At 43.8% G+C, this 18,401-nt stretch carries 18 protein-coding genes; 11 read left to right on the forward strand and 7 right to left on the reverse strand.

Annotated elements, in window-relative coordinates; translation table 11 throughout:
• Window positions 1-34: 34 nt before the first annotated feature.
• Window positions 35-262 carry an accessory factor UbiK family protein gene (locus ACG9ZB_RS10925; RefSeq protein WP_419325777.1) on the reverse strand — a complete coding sequence of 76 codons (228 nt, stop codon included), beginning with the start codon at window positions 260-262 and terminating at the stop codon, window positions 35-37.
• A gap of 276 nt (window positions 263-538) precedes the next feature.
• Between ACG9ZB_RS10925 and glnK the strand changes: the two genes are divergently transcribed.
• The 7 genes from glnK to ACG9ZB_RS10960 all read left to right on the forward strand — a co-directional run bounded on the left by glnK (window position 539) and on the right by ACG9ZB_RS10960 (window position 6,740).
• Window positions 539-877: a P-II family nitrogen regulator gene (glnK, locus tag ACG9ZB_RS10930; protein WP_004281042.1), complete on the forward strand. Its 339-nt coding sequence runs from the start codon at window positions 539-541 to the stop codon at window positions 875-877.
• Window positions 878-936: 59 nt separating this feature from the next.
• The gene (locus ACG9ZB_RS10935; RefSeq protein ID WP_419325779.1) at window positions 937-2,340 is read left to right on the forward strand and encodes an ammonium transporter; all 1,404 of its coding nucleotides are present in this window, start codon (window positions 937-939) and stop codon (window positions 2,338-2,340) included.
• A 151-nt stretch (window positions 2,341-2,491) separates the two neighbouring features.
• Window positions 2,492-2,950: a transcriptional regulator NrdR gene (gene nrdR / locus ACG9ZB_RS10940; RefSeq protein ID WP_004692852.1), complete on the forward strand. Its 459-nt coding sequence runs from the start codon at window positions 2,492-2,494 to the stop codon at window positions 2,948-2,950.
• A gap of 14 nt (window positions 2,951-2,964) precedes the next feature.
• The gene (ribD, locus tag ACG9ZB_RS10945) at window positions 2,965-4,068 is read left to right on the forward strand and encodes a bifunctional diaminohydroxyphosphoribosylaminopyrimidine deaminase/5-amino-6-(5-phosphoribosylamino)uracil reductase RibD (RefSeq protein ID WP_419325781.1); all 1,104 of its coding nucleotides are present in this window, start codon (window positions 2,965-2,967) and stop codon (window positions 4,066-4,068) included.
• Window positions 4,065-5,363, forward strand: a complete 1,299-nt coding sequence (locus ACG9ZB_RS10950; RefSeq protein ID WP_004692850.1) for a DNA adenine methylase — start codon at window positions 4,065-4,067, stop codon at window positions 5,361-5,363. Before ribD ends, ACG9ZB_RS10950 begins: the two co-directional genes overlap by 4 nt.
• Window positions 5,364-5,386: 23 nt before the next feature.
• Window positions 5,387-6,046, forward strand: coding sequence for a riboflavin synthase (locus tag ACG9ZB_RS10955; RefSeq protein ID WP_419325782.1), 660 nt, complete (start codon window positions 5,387-5,389; stop codon window positions 6,044-6,046).
• A 145-nt stretch (window positions 6,047-6,191) separates the two neighbouring features.
• Window positions 6,192-6,740 carry a VTT domain-containing protein gene (locus tag ACG9ZB_RS10960; protein ID WP_004692848.1) on the forward strand — a complete coding sequence of 183 codons (549 nt, stop codon included), beginning with the start codon at window positions 6,192-6,194 and terminating at the stop codon, window positions 6,738-6,740.
• An 85-nt stretch (window positions 6,741-6,825) separates the two neighbouring features.
• Here ACG9ZB_RS10960 and blhA read toward each other — a convergent pair whose 3' ends face one another.
• From blhA to ACG9ZB_RS10975, 3 genes are read right to left on the reverse strand one after another with little or no spacing between them, the layout of a single operon-like run.
• Window positions 6,826-7,461 carry a cell division protein BlhA gene (gene blhA / locus ACG9ZB_RS10965; protein ID WP_419325784.1) on the reverse strand — a complete coding sequence of 212 codons (636 nt, stop codon included), beginning with the start codon at window positions 7,459-7,461 and terminating at the stop codon, window positions 6,826-6,828.
• 32 nt (window positions 7,462-7,493) lie between these two features.
• On the reverse strand, window positions 7,494-7,901 hold the full coding sequence (locus ACG9ZB_RS10970) for a DNA polymerase III subunit chi (RefSeq protein WP_114836628.1): 408 nt from the start codon (window positions 7,899-7,901) through the stop codon (window positions 7,494-7,496).
• A complete protein-coding gene (locus ACG9ZB_RS10975; RefSeq protein WP_419325785.1) occupies window positions 7,894-9,342 on the reverse strand; it encodes a leucyl aminopeptidase in 1,449 nt (482 codons plus the stop codon). The genes ACG9ZB_RS10970 and ACG9ZB_RS10975 overlap by 8 nt, the downstream gene beginning before the upstream one ends.
• A gap of 158 nt (window positions 9,343-9,500) precedes the next feature.
• Between ACG9ZB_RS10975 and lptF the strand changes: the two genes are divergently transcribed.
• The 4 genes from lptF (at window position 9,501) to ACG9ZB_RS10995 (ending at window position 14,539) form a co-directional block, all read left to right on the forward strand.
• Window positions 9,501-10,601 (forward strand): LPS export ABC transporter permease LptF, encoded by a 1,101-nt coding sequence (lptF, locus tag ACG9ZB_RS10980; RefSeq protein WP_419325786.1) that lies wholly within the window; start codon window positions 9,501-9,503, stop codon window positions 10,599-10,601.
• Between the two features lie 2 nt (window positions 10,602-10,603).
• Complete coding sequence (gene lptG / locus ACG9ZB_RS10985; RefSeq protein ID WP_218289288.1) at window positions 10,604-11,674, forward strand: LPS export ABC transporter permease LptG; 1,071 nt, start codon at window positions 10,604-10,606, stop codon at window positions 11,672-11,674.
• Window positions 11,675-11,797: 123 nt separating this feature from the next.
• Window positions 11,798-13,345 carry a 2,3-bisphosphoglycerate-independent phosphoglycerate mutase gene (gene gpmI, locus ACG9ZB_RS10990; RefSeq protein WP_419325789.1) on the forward strand — a complete coding sequence of 516 codons (1,548 nt, stop codon included), beginning with the start codon at window positions 11,798-11,800 and terminating at the stop codon, window positions 13,343-13,345.
• 18 nt (window positions 13,346-13,363) lie between these two features.
• A complete protein-coding gene (locus tag ACG9ZB_RS10995; RefSeq protein WP_419325791.1) occupies window positions 13,364-14,539 on the forward strand; it encodes a S41 family peptidase in 1,176 nt (391 codons plus the stop codon).
• A gap of 4 nt (window positions 14,540-14,543) precedes the next feature.
• Here the strand turns inward: ACG9ZB_RS10995 and ACG9ZB_RS11000 are convergent, their stop codons facing one another.
• The 3 genes from ACG9ZB_RS11000 to ACG9ZB_RS11010 form a co-directional block, all read right to left on the reverse strand.
• A complete protein-coding gene (locus tag ACG9ZB_RS11000; RefSeq protein WP_419325839.1) occupies window positions 14,544-15,908 on the reverse strand; it encodes a sigma-54-dependent transcriptional regulator in 1,365 nt (454 codons plus the stop codon).
• Between the two features lie 72 nt (window positions 15,909-15,980).
• Window positions 15,981-17,549 (reverse strand): sensor histidine kinase, encoded by a 1,569-nt coding sequence (locus ACG9ZB_RS11005; RefSeq protein ID WP_419325793.1) that lies wholly within the window; start codon window positions 17,547-17,549, stop codon window positions 15,981-15,983.
• A 21-nt stretch (window positions 17,550-17,570) separates the two neighbouring features.
• Window positions 17,571-18,206 carry a response regulator gene (locus ACG9ZB_RS11010; RefSeq protein ID WP_004692836.1) on the reverse strand — a complete coding sequence of 212 codons (636 nt, stop codon included), beginning with the start codon at window positions 18,204-18,206 and terminating at the stop codon, window positions 17,571-17,573.
• Window positions 18,207-18,401 lie beyond the last annotated feature (195 nt).

The following is an 18,401-nucleotide window of genomic DNA, read 5'->3' on the forward strand; positions in this document are numbered from 1 at the left end:
TCGTTATGCGTCTTTTATTGCACCAAACAGATGCTCATTTTTTGTTCTGGACACGTAACTCTAAAGCTTCCACTTGTTTCAATAAGTCATTTAAACGCAAATTGGCATTATTCAGCGCAGTACGTTGACGTTCAATTTCATCTTTGGAAACCAAATCCATCTTAGTGACTACTTCATTGAGCAGTGCGCGTAAATTATGTTCTAAGTCTTGTTTAGGTTGTTCGACTTGTTCCAGTATGGCTTGTAATAAAGTTTCAATCATTTCTATATCCAAAAGTTGGAGAAGTGACAGCAGTGTACCATTGCTGCTTCTGACTCTATAGCCTTTCAGATGAAATATGATTTCATCGATTGTAAAAAAAATCATAAATCTTCGACTAAAAAACCTGAATTTTGAAGCTCAAAACGCATTTAAATGTATAGAATAGGGTATAAAGAAAACTCATGTCAGACTTTCTTTCCCCCCCAACCTAAGAATTTTTGGCATGAAATTTGAACATAAAACCTTACTGGTGAAATAAGCCGAAGGAAAACAAACATGAAGCTCGTAACTGCAATTGTAAAACCGTTTAAATTGGATGACGTGCGTGAAGCACTGTCTGAAATTGGTGTTCAAGGGATCACCGTGACTGAAGTCAAAGGCTTTGGTCGTCAAAAAGGTCATACTGAACTTTATCGTGGCGCTGAATATGTTGTTGATTTCTTACCAAAAGTAAAAATCGAAATCGCGATCAGTGATGAAATGGTCGATGCAGTGATTGAGTCAATCACACGTGTGGCTAGTACAGGAAAAATTGGCGACGGTAAAATTTTCGTCACAAATTTAGAGCAAGTCATCCGTATCCGTACAGGTGAAACAGGTGCTGATGCCGTTTAATTTGGCATGAAGTTTGCTGAGTAACACATAACTCGCACAAATTAGGTTGGGGGATACGAATGAAAAAAATGCTATTCGCGCTGAGCTTATCTGGCGCACTTTTAGGTGGTTCTGTTGCTTGGGCTGAAGAAGCAGCAACAGCGCCAACTTCATCAGAACAAGTCACAGTGGTTGAAACAACGGATGTGGCTGCTCCAGCGGTACAAGCGGTTGAAGCCGCTGCTGCTCCAGTAGAAGCACCCGCACCTGCAGAAGAAGAACCAACATTAGATACAGGTGATACGGCGTGGATTTTAGTCTCCACAGCACTAGTTTTATTAATGACCATTCCAGGTTTAGCGTTATTTTACGGCGGTATGGTTCGTAAGAAAAACGTCTTAAGCACTATGGCACATAGCTTTGTTGCTGCAGCAGTGGTGAGTATTGCATGGGTTATCATTGGCTATACTTTAGCATTTGGTGAAGGCAATGCCTTTATCGGTGGTTTAGATAAGTTCATGTTGACAGGCATTACTACCGATGCGTTAACGGGGACGGTTCCTGAAGTTCTATTCGTTATTTTCCAAATGACCTTTGCCATCATTACGGTTGCCATTATTAGTGGTTCAATTGCAGAACGGATGAAATTCGGCGCATTTATCGCTTTCATCTCGATTTGGGTAGTCGTAGTTTATGCACCAATTACTCACTGGGTATGGGGCGGTGGTTGGTTAGCAAATGATGGTGCACTCGACTTTGCCGGCGGTACCGTTGTACACATCAACTCCGGTGTAGCAGGTTTGGTTGCTGCATATATGCTCGGCAAACGTATGGGCTTAGGCCGTGAATCAATGGCTCCACACAACTTGGCATTAACCGTTGTGGGTGCAAGCCTACTCTGGGTCGGTTGGTTTGGTTTCAATGGTGGTTCTGCATTGGGCGCAAACGGCTCAGCAGGTTATGCATTACTTGTGACGCAAGTAGCAGCAGCAGCAGCGGCAATCTCTTGGTTAATTACTGAAAAAGTTGCACGTGGTAAAGGTTCAGTACTCGGTGCTGCATCTGGTGCGGTTGCTGGTCTGGTAGTGATTACACCAGCAGCAGGGTTTGTGACTGTCGGCGGTGCACTGGCGATGGGTTTAATCGGTGGTGTGGTGTGCTTTTGGGGTATCAGTGCATTGAAACGTGCTTTAAAAGCCGATGACTCTTTAGATGCGTTTGGTTTACACGGTGTGGGTGGTATTGTCGGTGCAATCTTAACGGCATTCTTTGCAAGCGACTTCATCATGGGCGACAAAGTACCAAGTGATGTGATGCATCAACTTTGGGTTCAAGTTGAAGGGGTATTGGCAACGATTGCATACTCTGCAGTATTAACCTTCATTATCTTAAAAGTGATTGATCTGGTGATTGGAATTCGGGTTGAATCTGATGATGAACGTATGGGCCTAGACTTGAGCCAACACGGCGAACGCGTGGACTAATCAATAGAATAATAAATAAACAGTATAATCAATATATTGTGTGAAACAGCCCGAAAGGGCTGTTTTTTTTCTATATCTAGCGTAAAACTCTACAAAACACTGAATTTTTGCTACACTCTAAAACCATTCAAATTTGTTCAATTTAACCACTATGCATTGTCCATTTTGCAACGCTGAAGACAGTAAAGTGATCGACTCACGTTTGGCCGCTGAAGGTTGTCAAATTCGTCGTCGTCGTGAATGTATTAGTTGTGGTGAACGATTCACAACCTTTGAAAGTTATGAAGTGGTCATGCCTCGTGTGATCAAGTCGGATGGCAAAAGTGAACCTTTTGATGAAGCAAAACTGCGTCGTTCCTTGATGCATGCTTTACAAAAACGTCCCGTGACACAAGAGCAAATTGAAACCGTCTTAAGCGATATTCAGCTACAAATCCGCCGTTTAGGTGAGCGTGATGTGAAATCACGCACCATTGGTGAAATTGTTATGCAATCTTTATTTTCGTTGGATCATGTTGCGTATGTGCGTTTTGCATCGGTCTATCAAGACTTTCAAGATGTTGATGCCTTTCGTCACCAAATTGAACAAATGCAACAACGTGAACATTAAGCGAGTTGTCATCCATGTCTGAATTACAGTCTAGTGCTTTACACGCTGACCAAGCTTGGATGAAACAAGCGATTGCTTTAGCACTGCAAGGTCAATACAGCACCAAGCCAAATCCAAATGTAGGCTGTGTCATTGTCAAAGATGGGCAGTTGTTGGGGACAGGTTATCACCCTCAAGCGGGTCAGCCCCATGCAGAAGTTTTTGCGATGCGCGAAGCGGGCGAACAGACCCAAGGCGCAACGGCTTATGTCACTTTAGAACCTTGTGCGCATTATGGGCGTACACCGCCATGTGCCAAAGGTTTGGTCGAGGCAGGTGTGGCGCGCGTTGTGATTGCCTGTCCAGATCCCAACCCCTTGGTGGCCGGTAAAGGGGTACAAATTTTAAAAGAAGCAGGCATTGAGGTCGATGTCGGTATTTGTCAAACCGAAGCACATCAGTTGAATGCTGGTTTTTTTAAAGCCATGGCGACTGGCATGCCTTATGTGCGTTTAAAAGTTGCCTCTAGTTTAGATGGTCGAACAGCGATGGCTTCGGGTGAGTCGAAATGGATTACAGGCCCAGCAGCACGGTTGGATGTCCAGCATTTTCGTGCCATTTCTGGTGTCGTGATCACGGGCATTGAAACCGTATTGGCCGATGATCCGCAGCTCAATGTTAGACAGCTTCAGGGTGTTGTGGATCTGACAACGGTTGTACAACCGAAACGTCTGGTGTTAGACCGTCAAGGCCGCTTGCCGCTGACGGCCCAAATTTTACAGCAGCCGAATACCGTGATGGTGATGGGGCCTTATCGTCAAGCATTGGCTGATTTAGGCGTGCTACAGTTTGCTGTCCAGCCTTTAGATCAGTTATTAAAGCAGTTGGTTCAATCACATCAAATTTACGATGTCATGGTTGAAGCAGGTGCAACGTTATCAACAGCTTTTTTACAAGAAAAGTTGGTCGATGAAATGATTAGTTATGTAGCACCGACCTTATTGGGTCAGTCTGCACGTGCAATGTTCAATGCTGAGTTTTCTCAGATGGCAGAGCAACTCCGCTTTAAGCTTATGGATGTCACACAATTGGGTGATGATGTGCGCTTAACGCTTATCCCTTCTCAAGAGTCATTATGAGTTCAGAGTCTACGGTTTATCATAAACGTCGTCACGCGGCACGTACCACCGATGAATATCTATTTCATCAACTTGTTCCTTATTTGGGGAATAAGCGCCGTTTGTTGCATCTGATTTTAGAAGCGCTTGAGAGTACAGGGACTTTAAACCGTGCAGATGGTCGTGCCCCTATTTTTGCTGACTTCTTTGCAGGTTCGGGCGTGGTCTCGCGTTTGGCGCGTCAAAATGGTTATCGGGTGATTGCCAATGACTGGGAACCGTATAGTCATGCCTTGAACCATGCCATTTTGGCCTGTACCGAAGCGCCTGCATTTAAAGAGTTAGGTGGTTATCAAAAAGCCATTGATTATTTAAACCGCTTGCCTGAAGTTAAGGGCTGGGTAACGCATAATCTGTGTCCGCGAAATGATGAGATTTATGATCCAAGCCGAGATCGTTTGTTCTTCAAGCGTCGCAACGGCATGCGTATCGATGCGATTCGTCAGCAAATTGCCACATGGCAGGCACAAGGGGCAATCGATGATGTGGAGATGTCTGCTTTACTGGCACCGCTGCTGTATTCTGCAAGTTTTGTCAGCAATACTTCCGGCGTCTTTAAAAGTTTCCACCACGGTTGGGGCGGTAAAACCCAAACAGCGCTAGAGCGGATTGAATCCTTGTTGTGGTTAACTCCAAGTCGTTTTAGTGAAGTGGGTGATAATAAGCAAAAGAACCCGATGGCTGAAATGTGGTGTGTCGATGCGCAGCATTTGGCAAATCAAATGAGTAGTTTTGAGGTCGATGTAGCCTATCTAGATCCACCCTATAACCAGCATGCCTACAGCAGTAACTATCATGTCTTAAATGCTTTAACACTATGGGATCAGGTAGATTTACCAACACCAGACACCAAAGGTTTTAAAAGCGGAATTGACCGTGCGTGGCGCAAAGAGCGTCCGAGCCCTTATAACTCGTCAAAGTATGCCAAAGAGGCATATGAAAAATTACTTTCGACCATCAATGCACGTTACATTCTGACCAGTTATTCAACCGATGGTAATATTGAAGCAGGAGACTTGCTCAAAGCCAATTTGGAGCGAGGTCGCGTGACTTTATTAACGCAGGATGTACCACGTTATCGCGTGAGTAAGCAGCGTCAGTCTGAGCGTGCGCGTGTGTTAGAGTTTATTGTGATCACCGATACCCATGCCAAGTCAGGTCCGCCAATTCGTCAGCTACTGGGGCAGTTGTACCATTATGCCGAATTGGGTGGGGTCGATACATCTGGGGTTACGACACAGTTGGCGCTGTGGTAAAAATATAGAGGTAGAAGTCAGAAATGTTTACAGGGATCATCGAAAGTCTAGGCACAGTTGAAAGCGTACAAAATGTCGGTGGCGATGTGCAGTTGCGCATTGGTACGGATCTGGATATGTCAGATGTACATTTGGGTGACTCGATTGCCACCAATGGCATTTGCCTCACGGTGATTGACTGGGGTGAGCACTGGTATGCTGCCGATGTCTCACGTGAAAGTTTAAACCGAACCACACTGGCTCACTGGAAAGTTGGACAACGTGTTAATGTGGAAAAGGCGATGTTGCCCACCACACGGTTTGGTGGACACATTGTGTCAGGTCATGTCGATGCTGTGGGTGAAATCACCGTTGTGCGTGAAGATGCACGTTCGCTTTATTTTGAAGTGACTGCGCCAGCTGAGATTGCACGTTACTTGGCAGAAAAAGGCTCGATTACGGTCGATGGGATCAGTTTAACCATTAATCATTTGCGTGGGCGTATTTTAAGCCTCAATTTAATTCCGCATACGGCTGAACGAACCAACATTGGAACGTGGAAAGCAGGTAGTCAAGTGAACCTTGAAGTGGATGTGTTAGCACGCTACATTGAACGGTTGATGATGGGCGATAAAGCTGCGGAAACTCCCCCACAATCTAAAATTAGTTTAGACTTTTTGGCACAAAATGGTTTCTTGAAATAGAAAAATCGTTTAGATTGCAGCAAGAATAGACAAAAGATGAGCTCCCTATTTGCCCAAAATGAGGGAGTTTTTCTTTTGAAATGAATAGGTAAGCAATTGAGTATGATGAAAGATAGTACGCAGTTCATTGCACGGATCGGTGACAATGATTGATTTTTTTCTCCATCTAGAACAATTATTGCCCGTACTGCTTGCAGAATACGGCCTTTGGATTTATGCGATTCTTTTTCTGATTATTTTTGCAGAAACGGGCTTCGTTTTTATGTTCTTTTTGCCGGGTGACAGTTTACTGATTGCCATTGGTGCCCTATGTTCCAGCTCGGATTTAATCCATATCCATACCATGGGTATTTTGATGATGATTGCTGCGGTATTGGGTTATATCGTCAATTATTATACGGGTCAGAAGTTGGGCTTTAAATTTGCCCATCAGCATTCACGTTGGTTGAAACCCGAATATATGATGAAGACCAATCAATATTTCTTAAAGCATGGCGGTAAAACCATTTTAGTGGCACGTTTTATTCCTTTTGTACGTTCTTTCGCGCCTTTTGCCGCGGGCGCAGGGCATATGAGCTTGGCGACTTTTATGTGGTACAACGTGACCGGTGGTCTGATTTGGATTGGTAGTTTGTTGGCGATTGGTTATGGTGTGGGTAATACCTTATCGTTTATGGTTGATGTGTTGGTTTGAGATCGAGACAGACTACATCAGCCGAGCAAAACAAGCGGGCATAAAAAAACTCACCGAAGTGAGTTTAAGTGGAAGTCAAGGTCTGTTAAGCAGAGTCAGAAACCGCTTCATCAGAAAAGTCTGAATTTTTCAAAATATAGTCAATTTCCTCTTGAGCCGCGGCTTGTAGCTTACTGCGATAGCTGGCGACGGACTCTTCAATTAAGGTTTCCGCTTCAAGCTCTAAACGTAAACGCACACTTTCTAATTCAGACAAAATTTGTGAATCATCAATGCCAAATTTACCTTTGGCATAGTCCAGAGCTTGTTCAGGCGTTTTCTCATAGCGTGCGGTGTAGCTCAAAATTTCCTGATCGACACTTTGACGCATCACATTTAAAGCTTGGGTTTGCTCATTGAACTGACGGATTTCGTCTTTTTTGAGGCTCTCCGCATAAGCTTCCTGAGCTGCGCGTTTGTCTGCCAGTGATTTTTCCAACGCTTGTTGTTTACGAATTCGCGCTTCTTCAATCAACTGTGCTTTCAGATCGGCATACGCTTGTTCAATTCTTTGGGTAGAGACGGCTTGAGCGCGTTGGTCTTGTTCAATCCAACTGTGTAAACCTGTTTCAGGTTTGAGTACATCGCAGACGCGACTCAGGTCATCAATAAAGGCCTGACGAACAGCATCAGGTACATTTAACCAGCGCTGTTTAAAATCTGGACCAACATTCAATGCCACTACGCATCTCCTTATTTAGACGGGGGAATCAATTAAAGCTTGAAGGTTCGAGCTTCAACCCCAAGACGTCTATATTGTTTAAATTTTTCACGACCTTGTTGTTTGGCCGATTCGTTATTTTCAATAATTTCTATAATGTGGCTAAATTTTTCGAACTGTTCAAGAGCTTGATCGTTAAAATTGAACACAATCCAATCGGATTGCTCAGGCAATTGGGCTGAGATACAAATGCGCGCATTGATTTGATCAATGCCATGCGGAATAAAGCTCGTGTCATCAAAACTCCACAAACGTTCATCCAATTGCTGTTGTAGTTGAGTATCGCTTGCATACAGCCAGATTCGCTCTGGCTGACGCAAGATTTTTCGACATAAACGACAAGCACTTTCGACTTGTCGTTCAGGGCTTTGTTCAAATAGATAAAAGCTAATATTAGCCATTAGACTGCGCACGATGAGCTAAGAATTGCATCAATAAGGGTACTGGGCGACCGGTTGCTCCTTTATTGGCACCGGAGTTCCATGCTGTACCTGCGATGTCCAAATGTGCCCAGCGGTAATCACGGGTGAAACGTTGCAAGAAGCACGCTGCAGTTACTGCACCAGCTTTAGGCCCGCCAATGTTGGCAATATCGGCAAATGGAGAGTCTAACTGTTCTTGATAGTCATCAATCACAGGCATGCGCCAGACGCGGTCAAAGCTATTTTGACCTGCTTCAGACAGTTCGGCCGCCAGTTTGTCATCTGGGGTAAACATACCTGTTAAGATTGAACCGAGTGCCACGACACAGGCACCTGTTAAGGTTGCAATATCAATGACCAGTTCTGGGCTAAAGCGTTTTACATAGGTCAATGTGTCGCACAGCACCAAACGACCTTCTGCATCGGTATTTAAAATTTCAACGGTTTGACCGCTCATGGTGCTCACGATGTCACCTGGACGTGTAGCTTTGCCTGAAGGCATATTTTCAGCTGCAGCAATCGTACCTACGACATGAATGGCTAAACGTGACTCACATAGAGCACGGAGTGTCCCTAGAACTGATGCTGCACCACACATATCATATTTCATTTCATCCATACCAGCGCCCGGTTTCAATGAAATGCCACCTGTATCAAAGGTGATTCCTTTACCGACCAAGACCACTGGGGCTTCAGAACGTTCAGCTTGATACTCAAGGGTAATGATACGGCCTGGGCGGTCTGAACCTTTGCTCACCGCAAGGAAGGAATGCATGCCCAGATCAGCCATTTGCTGCTCATCAAGGACATTAACACGGAGTAGGTCAGGATATTGGGCTGCCAGTTCTAAGGCTTGCTCTGCCAAATATTCAGGGAAGCAGATATTGCCCGGGCGGTTGCCTAAATCACGTGCAAAGCTTTGACCTGACTGCACGGCTTCAATCAATTTAAGTTGTGCAGCATTCAGCGGGGACTGGGCGGCAATGAGGCTGATCTGTTCAAGCACGTTGTCTGCTTTTTTCGATTTGAATTCATCAAAAGCATATGCCGCTTGCGTCAAACTGAGGGAAAATAAATAATGGAGTTCAGCTGGAAGGGCTGAAAGGTCAAGACTGATGTGTTTGAATTTTTTTTGTGAAGCTTTGATAATGGTTTGAGCAATTTTCACCAGCTTTGCTGCTTGTAATTCAGTTGCTTTACCGACACCGACCAAGGCTGCATTGGGGCTTGTTGGAATTTGACCAATCAGGCTCAAGGTTTCATTGAACGCAGCTTTAAACTGAGTCGCTTCAATTAAGTTGTTTAAATCATTAATTTGATAAGCATTTGCAAGGTGTTGCGTGTTTTCAGAATCTACTAATATCAACAAAAATTGGCTAGACGTATTCTCTGTGAATGACGTATTAATAGAGAGTTTCATAAGTTTTATTTAAGCCTTATAAAGTTTGAAAATGATTAAACCACTGAAACATTAACATGAATAGAGTTGCAAAGTGCAACAAGAGTACAGGTTTTATATTTTCACTATTCGGGTAAACTAGCGCTAGTTTTTATTCACCTATTTTTGGAAGAATTAATTTGATTATTCGGCGTTATCTGGTCAAACAAGTGGTGTCGACATCCTTGGTTGTGATCGCCTTATTGACCTTGATCATGATGGGCGGTCGTTTGATCAAGTATTTTGGCGTAGCCGCGCAGGGTCGCTTAGATGCAGGTATTTTATTTAGCATTATTGGCTATCGTTTGCCTGAATTTTTAACGCTGATTCTTCCTCTAGGCTTTTTTATTGGACTGATGCTGGTTTTTGGTCGTCTGTATGTCGATCATGAAATGGCAGTACTCAATGGCAGTGGCGTCAGTCGTAATCAATTGGGGCGACTGCTGATTCCTATGACTGTGGTGTTTCTTGCTGTTCAAGCCGTGTTGATGCTTTGGATGGCGCCGTGGGGTGTTCGTCAGTTTGAGCAGCTCACCACCAGTCAGGCGGTGCGTACAGGTTTTGATTTGGTTCGACCCAAAGAGTTTATTTCATCGGGTCCTTATACCATTTATGCGGGTGACTTATCCGAAGACCGTAAAAACCTCAAAGACATCTTCTTCTATCAACGCGCTGAAGCAGAAGGTAAGCCTGATGTCATGATTTTGGCCAAAGAAGCCACGCGGGTTGAAATTGAAAACGATCCAGCCAATGTGGTGGATTTGGTGCAAGGTCGCCGTTATGAAATTTATCCGGGACAGCCACGTTATAGCCAAGCCGAGTTTCAGTCTTATCGCCTACGTTTAGAAAATGATAAAGAAGGGAAATTTGAAAGTGCTGATGTTGAAGCATTGTCTACCATGAAACTTTGGGATAATCGTAATGATCCTGTCGTGGCGAGTGAGTTGGGCTGGCGTATTTTTGTACCGTTTGCCATTGTAGTGGCGTTGCTCCTCGCTGTGGCTTTATCTGAAGTGAGTCCACGCCAAGGACGTTACTTAAAGCTGTTCCCTGCATTGCTTATTTTTGCCAGTTTAATCGTGGCGCTGATGGCCATTAAAACCCGAGTCAGTAAAGAAGAAATGGGGATTTGGGCTTATCCAATGATCTTGGTGATCTATGCGATAGCAGCGGCTTTGTTTTCGCGTAAACAAAAGCTGGCCCCGAAAATTAAGAAAACATTACAACGAGCGGGGTCTTAATCATGTTCGCACGTCGTATAGTCGCAAAACATGTGACTAAAACCACCGCGATGGCGATGCTGGGTGCTACCGCTATTTTATCAGTCTTGCAAATTCTGTTTACCTATTTGGGTGAGCTAGGCTCCCTTAAAGAAGGTTATGGTGCTTGGGATGCTTTACGTTATGTACTGTGGGGAGCACCGCAATATCTCTATGAGATTCTACCGATTGCCGCGTTAATTGGCTCGGTATTGGGCCTCGGCACTTTGGCTTCAAACAGTGAGCTGATTGTGATGCGCTCGGTGGGGGTGAGTCTTTGGCGGATTGTTGGTTGGGTGATTCGTTCGGCTTTAATTTTGGTGGTACTGTCATTTGCTTTAAGTGAATGGGTGATTCCATATACCAATGAGCAAGCCAAAGGTGTGAAAAGCCATCGAACTGCGGCTGAACTTGGTGAAGTACGTGGTTACTGGACACGAGAAGGGCAGCGTTTTATTTATGTCGATTATGCCAACTCTCAAGGTCAGCTGAAAAATGTGCAAGTGGTCGACTTTGATAATAATGCTCGTTTGAAAGGCGTTTTAAATGCTGAGCAAGGTCAGTTTGTGCAAGATGGTCATTGGATTTTAGAAAATACGGCCCAAGTTGATTTACTGCCGACAGGCAACGCTACGGCACAAAAGGCCGCTAAAACGCCTTTGGCACTGGCACTGCAACCGAAGTATGTGCACATGGTGACGATTGATCCTGAAGACCTTTCACCGAGTCAATTGGTCAGTTTCATGAGCTATATGCATGAATATAGCCAAGTGCCTAAAACTTATCAGTTGGCTTTTTGGCAGAAAGTGGCCTCTCCATTTGCCTTGATTGCTTTGGTGTTGATTGCTTGTTCCTTTATTTTTGGCCCACTGCGCCAACAATCGATGGGCTTTCGTTTGGTGATTGCACTGTTTACGGGCCTAGGTTTCTTTTACCTACAAGACTTCTTGGGTTATGCAAGTTTGGTGTATTCGCCTTCACCCGCATGGTTTGTTTTTGTGCCGATTTTACTGATGTTTGTCGCAGGTGGTTATTTATTACAACGTGCGAGATAACTGTATGATATTAAAGAAAACAATGCGGATAATGGTGTTAAACCATCATGCTTACATAGAGTCTTGACCGAAAATTCGGTAAGATAGAGCGATAAATTTGTAGACAAAAAAAGAGTGCTTATTATGGCGGATGCAACTGCTGGGAAAATCCCTCACGTACTGGTCATTATGGATGGTGTGGGACACCGTGAAGCGATTGAAGACAATGCTTTTTTAGCAGCGAATCGACCGAATTTAACAGCGATTGAAGCAAAGCATCCGCATAGCTTAATTTCAGGTTCTGGTGAAGACGTGGGGCTGCCAGATGGCCAAATGGGCAACTCTGAAGTGGGTCACATGAACTTGGGCGCAGGGCGTGTGCTCTATCAAGACTTTACCCGAATCACTAAAGATATTCGTACGGGTGCTTTTTTCGAACATGAAGTTTTGGTTGATGCCGTTGAAAAAGCCAAAGCCGCGGGTGGTGCGTTGCACATCATGGGGTTATTATCTGAAGGTGGGGTGCATTCACACGAAGATCATATTGTTGCCATGGCTGAACTTGCGTTAAAACGCGGTGCAACTGTGTATCTCCATGCCTTTTTAGATGGTCGTGATACCCCACCACGCAGTGCACAGCCTTCTTTAGAAAAATTAGATGCATTGTTTGCTCAATATCCAAATCAAGGTCGTATTGCGACAATGATTGGTCGCTACTTTGCAATGGATCGTGACAATCGTTGGGATCGTGTTGAACAAGCGTATCGTCTACTGACTGAAGGTGAAGCTGCACGTACAGCACAAACTGCTGTTGAAGGTTTAGAGTTAGCTTATGCAGCAGATGAATCTGATGAATTTGTCAAAGCAACACGCATTGGCGATGCCGTGAAAGTTCAAGATGGTGACAGCATTGTCTTTATGAATTTCCGTGCGGATCGTGCGCGTGAAATTACCAAAGCGTTTGTTGAAAAAGATTTTGCAGGCTTTGAGCGTAAAGTTGTACCAAACCTGTCTAAGTTTGTGATGTTGACACGCTACCAAGCGAGTATTGATGCACCTGTGGCATATATGCCTGAAGCATTAAAAAACTCGATTGGTGAATATCTTTCAGACCTTGGTAAAACCCAATTACGTATTGCTGAAACTGAGAAATATGCACATGTGACATTCTTCTTCAGTGGTGGTCGTGAAGATGAATATCCAGGTGAAAAACGTATTTTAATTCCATCACCAAGCGTTGCAACATATGACCTCAAGCCAGAAATGAGCGCCTATGAAGTAACCGATGAATTGGTTGCTGCAATTAACTCAGGCGAGTTTGATCTATTGGTGGTGAACTATGCCAACGGCGATATGGTGGGTCATACGGGCGTGTTTAATGCTGCGGTTAAAGCGGTTGAAGCGGTGGATACGTGTTTAGGTCGAGTATACGAAGCGGTGATGACACAAAAAGGCCATATGTTAATTACAGCCGATCACGGTAATGTTGAACAAATGCAAGATTACCAAAGTGGTCAGGTGCATACTCAACATACCACTGAACTTATTCCGTTCATTTATGTTGGTCCTACTTCAGCAACGATTGCGGAAGGTGGTGTATTAGCCGATGTCGCACCAACATTGTTAAGCTTGATGCATCTTCCTGTTCCTACAGAAATGCAAGGTCGTAACTTAATTACATTAGACGTATAAATCAATTTGGGTGGATAAATGGCAAAAGCATCGTGGACTTCAATAGGTGTAGTGATTGCTTTAGGTTTTGCTTTGATCCACCCGATGGGGGCTGTTGCAAAAACAGCCGCAGCCCCCGCTTTTGATGATGAATTGGAACAAGGCTATGTTGAGGTTCCGATTGAATCCATTCAACAATTTGTGCAAATTTACGGTTTAGTCAAAGACAATTATGTGGCTGAACGCAGTGATGAAGCACTGTTTCAACAAGCGATTAAAGGTTTAGTCAGTGGCTTAGACCGTTATTCTCGCTATTTATCTCCTCAAGAATATAAACAACTGGTGCAGTATACCGAAGGGGATTTGGCTTCAGTTGACTTCAGTTTGGAGTTGGATTCTCGCTTACAACAATGGCTGATTCGTGGATTAAAACCTGACTCAGATTCCAGCAAACTGGGCTTAAGAAATGGGATCTCCGTTTTTAAAGTGGATGATCAAGAGCTTCGCAAGCTCAACCATGCTCAAGTCAATGAATTACTCAGCGGGGCGATTGGTAGTACCGTCAGCCTGCAGTTGAAAGCCAATTCAACGCCGATCAATTTAGTCCGAACCAAAAAGGTTGAAACCGATATTCAGGCGCAATTGTTGAATAACCAAGTTTTGGTGCTTAAGGTGCGTGTGTTTCAGCAGGACACGGCCAATGAAATTCAGCAACTGATAGAAGAGCATCAGTCTTCGCGTTTAAAAGCGGTCTTGATTGACCTCAGAAATAATCCCGGGGGGCTCTTGTCTGCCGCAGTTGAATCTGCTGATTTATTCTTAAATCAAGGGGTGATTGTTTCAACGAAAAGCCGCTCTGAGGGTGATCAGCAGTTTCAGGCCTTACCAAGCTTTGAGTTTCAAAACTTGAAAGTAGGAATTTTAATCAATGACCGCTCTGCATCGGCCGCGGAAGTGTTTACCGCTGCGTTGAAGGAGCATGGACGGGCGTGGGTGATGGGTGAAAAAAGTTATGGTAAAGGCGTGGTGCAAAAACTGTTTCCGCTTTCCAATGGTGCCGCCTTACAAATGACCGTATCACACTATTACACCCCAAGTGGACAAATGATTGAGGGGGTGGGGATTGCACCGAATCAAGTGTATCCGATGCCACATGAAATCAAAGACGAAAGCTATGTTGAACATGTGGCAGAGATTCTAATTAACCGTCGTTAAGCCTTTAAACGGAATCGTCTTCGCCATCTAGCCCGAATTTCTTCAAGCGATAACGTAAAGAACGGAAAGACATACCGAGCTTTTTAGCTGCTAGTGTTCTGTTCCAATGAGTGAGATTGAGCGCATTCATCAAAATTTCTTTTTCAATTTTTTCTAAATACAGCTCTAAACCCTCTTCGGGCAATTTACGCGAAGGCACATGACTGAGTTGATCATTGCCAACAGTACCTTGTTGGGTGGCATTGGCATAGTTAGTCTGAGCAATTGGTCGCAGTGGGGCTGTTTGCAAGTGTGGTAAGTCGATACTGCTTTCATCACTTAAGGTGATGGCGCGTTCCATCATATTACGTAGTTCACGCACATTACCTGGATAATATTGGGCCAATAAAAATTCACGTGCACGTTCACTCAGTGATTTGACTGGGATGTCCCATTCTTGGCAGATTTTCTGAATGAAATGTTGCGCCAAAAGAATAATGTCATTGCCACGCTCACGTAGAGCAGGCAGCACAATGTCCATGACATGGATGCGGAAGTATAAATCCTGACGGAACTTGCCTTGTTGCACCAGTGCTTCTAAGTCTTGATGACTGGCACTAATCACACGGAAATCTACATCAATTTCGGTGTCACTCCCAATGGGGCGAATGCGTTTTTCTTGTACCGCACGTAGTAGTTTCACCTGCATAGTGAGCGGTAACTCGGCAATTTCATCTAAAAATAAACTGCCGCCATGTGCAGATAGAATCAGCCCTTGTTTGTCTTGAGTCGCCCCTGTAAAGCTACCTTTACGGTGCCCAAACAATTCACTTTCCATCAGTTCAGTCGGTATGGCACCGCAGTTAATGGCAATAAATGGCCCTTCATTACGATTACTCAGGCGATGTACCAGATTAGCCACCACTTCTTTGCCAGTCCCCGATTCACCAGTAATAAAGACAGGGGCTTGCGAGCGTGCAATTTTCTTTAAGGTGATGCGTAGCTGTTGAATAGGAAGGGACTGACCAATCAGCAGACGATGTTCAAGCGTATCTTCTTGGATATGCAGCTGACTGATGGGTTGATTAAAAGCTTTTTGTAAAAGTTGCTCTAAATGTTTTTGGTTGATCGGTTTGCTGACAAAATCAAAAGCACCAGCTTTAAGTGCTGCAATCGCAATATCCATATTGCCGTAAGCAGTTAGCACTGCAACAGGTAAATTAGGATAATTTTGAGCAATAAAATCGACCAAGCTCAGACCATTACCATCGGGTAAATTGAGATCGGTTAGACAGGCATCATATTGATGCGTTTTTAGGGCTTGAACCGCCTCTTGTAAGCGATAGGCAATATGAGTATCAATCCCCATCCGACTTAAAGACATTTGCATCAGTGTACATAAGTCTTGTTCGTCATCCACCAATAAAACAAGTGGTTTTTTTTCCACGGTTAACCCCAAAAATTACACGTCATTGTTTATACGGGGGCATTCAATCCGAAAGCATGCCCCTATTTTTTGTTCTACATAGTATAGCTTAGCTTGGTTGGCTTCGCAGAAACTATGGGATAAATATAATCCTAACCCAGTTCCATTAATGGCGGTACTAAAAAACGGTTGAAACAGGGTACTTTGATCCTGTTTGGTGACCCCGTCTCCAAAATCGCAAACCTCAATGTGAACAAGGTTTTTATAGCTATAGACGCGAATTTGAATATGTTCAGCTTCCGTTGCATTATGCCGGATGGCATTTCGAATCAGGTTGATCAGCACTTGTCTCAGTTGTTGTTCATCAAACTGAATCTGAGCTTGATCGGAAATGCGGTAATCAATTTGATCTTTGACATCGGACAAATCTTCAACGATAAAATCTTCTAAAAAAGCGGCGACATCAATTAAGGTCGGATAGGTTTCTTTACTGCGTGCCATGCTCAGTGTATCGCCAATAATTTTATCAATCCTTGAGGCTTGTTTGGCAATCATGTTCTGCAACAGTTCTTGTTGTGGGTCATTGACTTGCATTAATTCATTGGCTTGCGTGATGGCTGCTAGTGGGTTGCGAATTTCATGTGCAATGCTCGCAGAAAGTTGACCTAGTGCAGCCAGCTTGAGTTGTTGTACACGTTGATTAATTTTTTGTGCATCTTGCAGGACTAATAAAGTCAGTGTCTGATTCGGGACTTGTAGTTTTTGAATTTCGATCTGAATTTGAAAGCGGCTCAGTTGAGATGTAAATTGGAATTTTTCTCCATTCTTCAGCTGGTCGAATTTGAGGAGTTCAAATAAATCAGGCTGTGCCTTATATAAAGGATATTTGTCATAGGCATAAATTGGGGAGATGCCCAATAATGTACATGCGGCAGGATTACTCAGCACCATGTGGCAGTTTTCATCGAGCACCAAATAGCCGAGCTCGGTTTGCTCTAAAATATAACGGTTAATGTTTTGTAGTTGGTCCAGTTCTTGGGATTGATAGAAGTTTAAATTTTCAAGGACTTGAAAACGTCGGACTGCAATTTGTCCAGACCCATAAACCACAAAGAACAAAAAGGCGAGCACGGCACTGTTGCCAATGGTATTCAATGAACTAATTGAAAATAGCGTTCCAATAAAGTGTTGATAAACCAGCGTAATCACAGCAATCAAGGTAATGATGAGCGCTTTTTGTTTATCGACCAATACACAAGCGGCAAAGATCGTGATCACAAACAATAAACTTAACTGTAAGTTCGGACCATCGGTTGCGAAAGTGAGTAAACTGAGGCTAATGACATCGACAATAAACAACAAGGTGAGCTGAAGTGATATGCGCTTGCGCACATGCTTGAGGTTCAATAGCTGAAAGGCACTGATAAAAATAAAGCCAATCAGGACAGAACGATACAATACTGGATATTGATAATTCGAAAACAACTGCTCATAGGTCAGCAGATAAACCAACAACAAACAACAACCAATAAACAGTCGATAAGACGCATACCAAACACCTAAACGGTATTGATTTAACTGAATATTGGTTGAGTATTGCAGCATGCGGGTGTTAGTCAGCTTGCATCAGGGTTTGATTAAGCCATAACGAATAGCAAGGTGAGTCAGCTTAACATCACTGTCAATGTTGAGCTTTTCAAAAATTCGGTAACGGTAAGTATTGACCGTTTTTACGCTCACAAAAAGCTTGTCAGAAATTTCCTGTGCACTAATGCAATTCACGACCATCATCGCCACCTGCATTTCACGTTCAGACAGAGCATCAAAAGGTGAGGTTTGTGTATCCGATAGATAAGAACTGGCCAGTTGTTCAGCAATATCAGCGCTGAAATATTTGCCGCCTTGCATCACTTTATTAATCGCACGTACCATTTCGGTCACAGGTGCACCTTTGGTAATGTAGCCTTTGGCGCCTGCTTTGAGTAACAGGGAAGGATAAGGTTCTTCAGCTAGACCACTGACCGCCAGTACTTTGGTTTCGGGTGCGGTTTGTAGTAAGCGGCGTGTGGTTTCAACTCCACCAATACCTGGCATGTTGACATCTAATAGAACCACATTTGGGTGATGTTGACGGACGAGGTTAATTGCTTCTTCACCAGATTCAGCTTGGCCAATAACTTGAACATCGGCATGGTCCTCGAGCATTCGACAAATCCCTGTACGTACTAACTCATGGTCATCTACCACTAAAACTGTGATCACCTAGCTCTTCCTCACTATAAAAACCATATTTTTTGTTACATAAAGCAAAATAAGCTTGCAATGAAACGACAAAATTAGCAATCCTATTCTTAGGCTTATTTGAAAAGATATGCACGCTGTCGACGTCAATGCTGTTCGCATTGTGTACAAATGTAAGGCATATTGGCGTGAATACGCAAATGTATCTTATGGGTT

This window comes from Acinetobacter johnsonii (genome assembly GCF_048551975.1).
In the GTDB taxonomy this organism is placed as follows: domain Bacteria; phylum Pseudomonadota; class Gammaproteobacteria; order Pseudomonadales; family Moraxellaceae; genus Acinetobacter; species Acinetobacter johnsonii_A.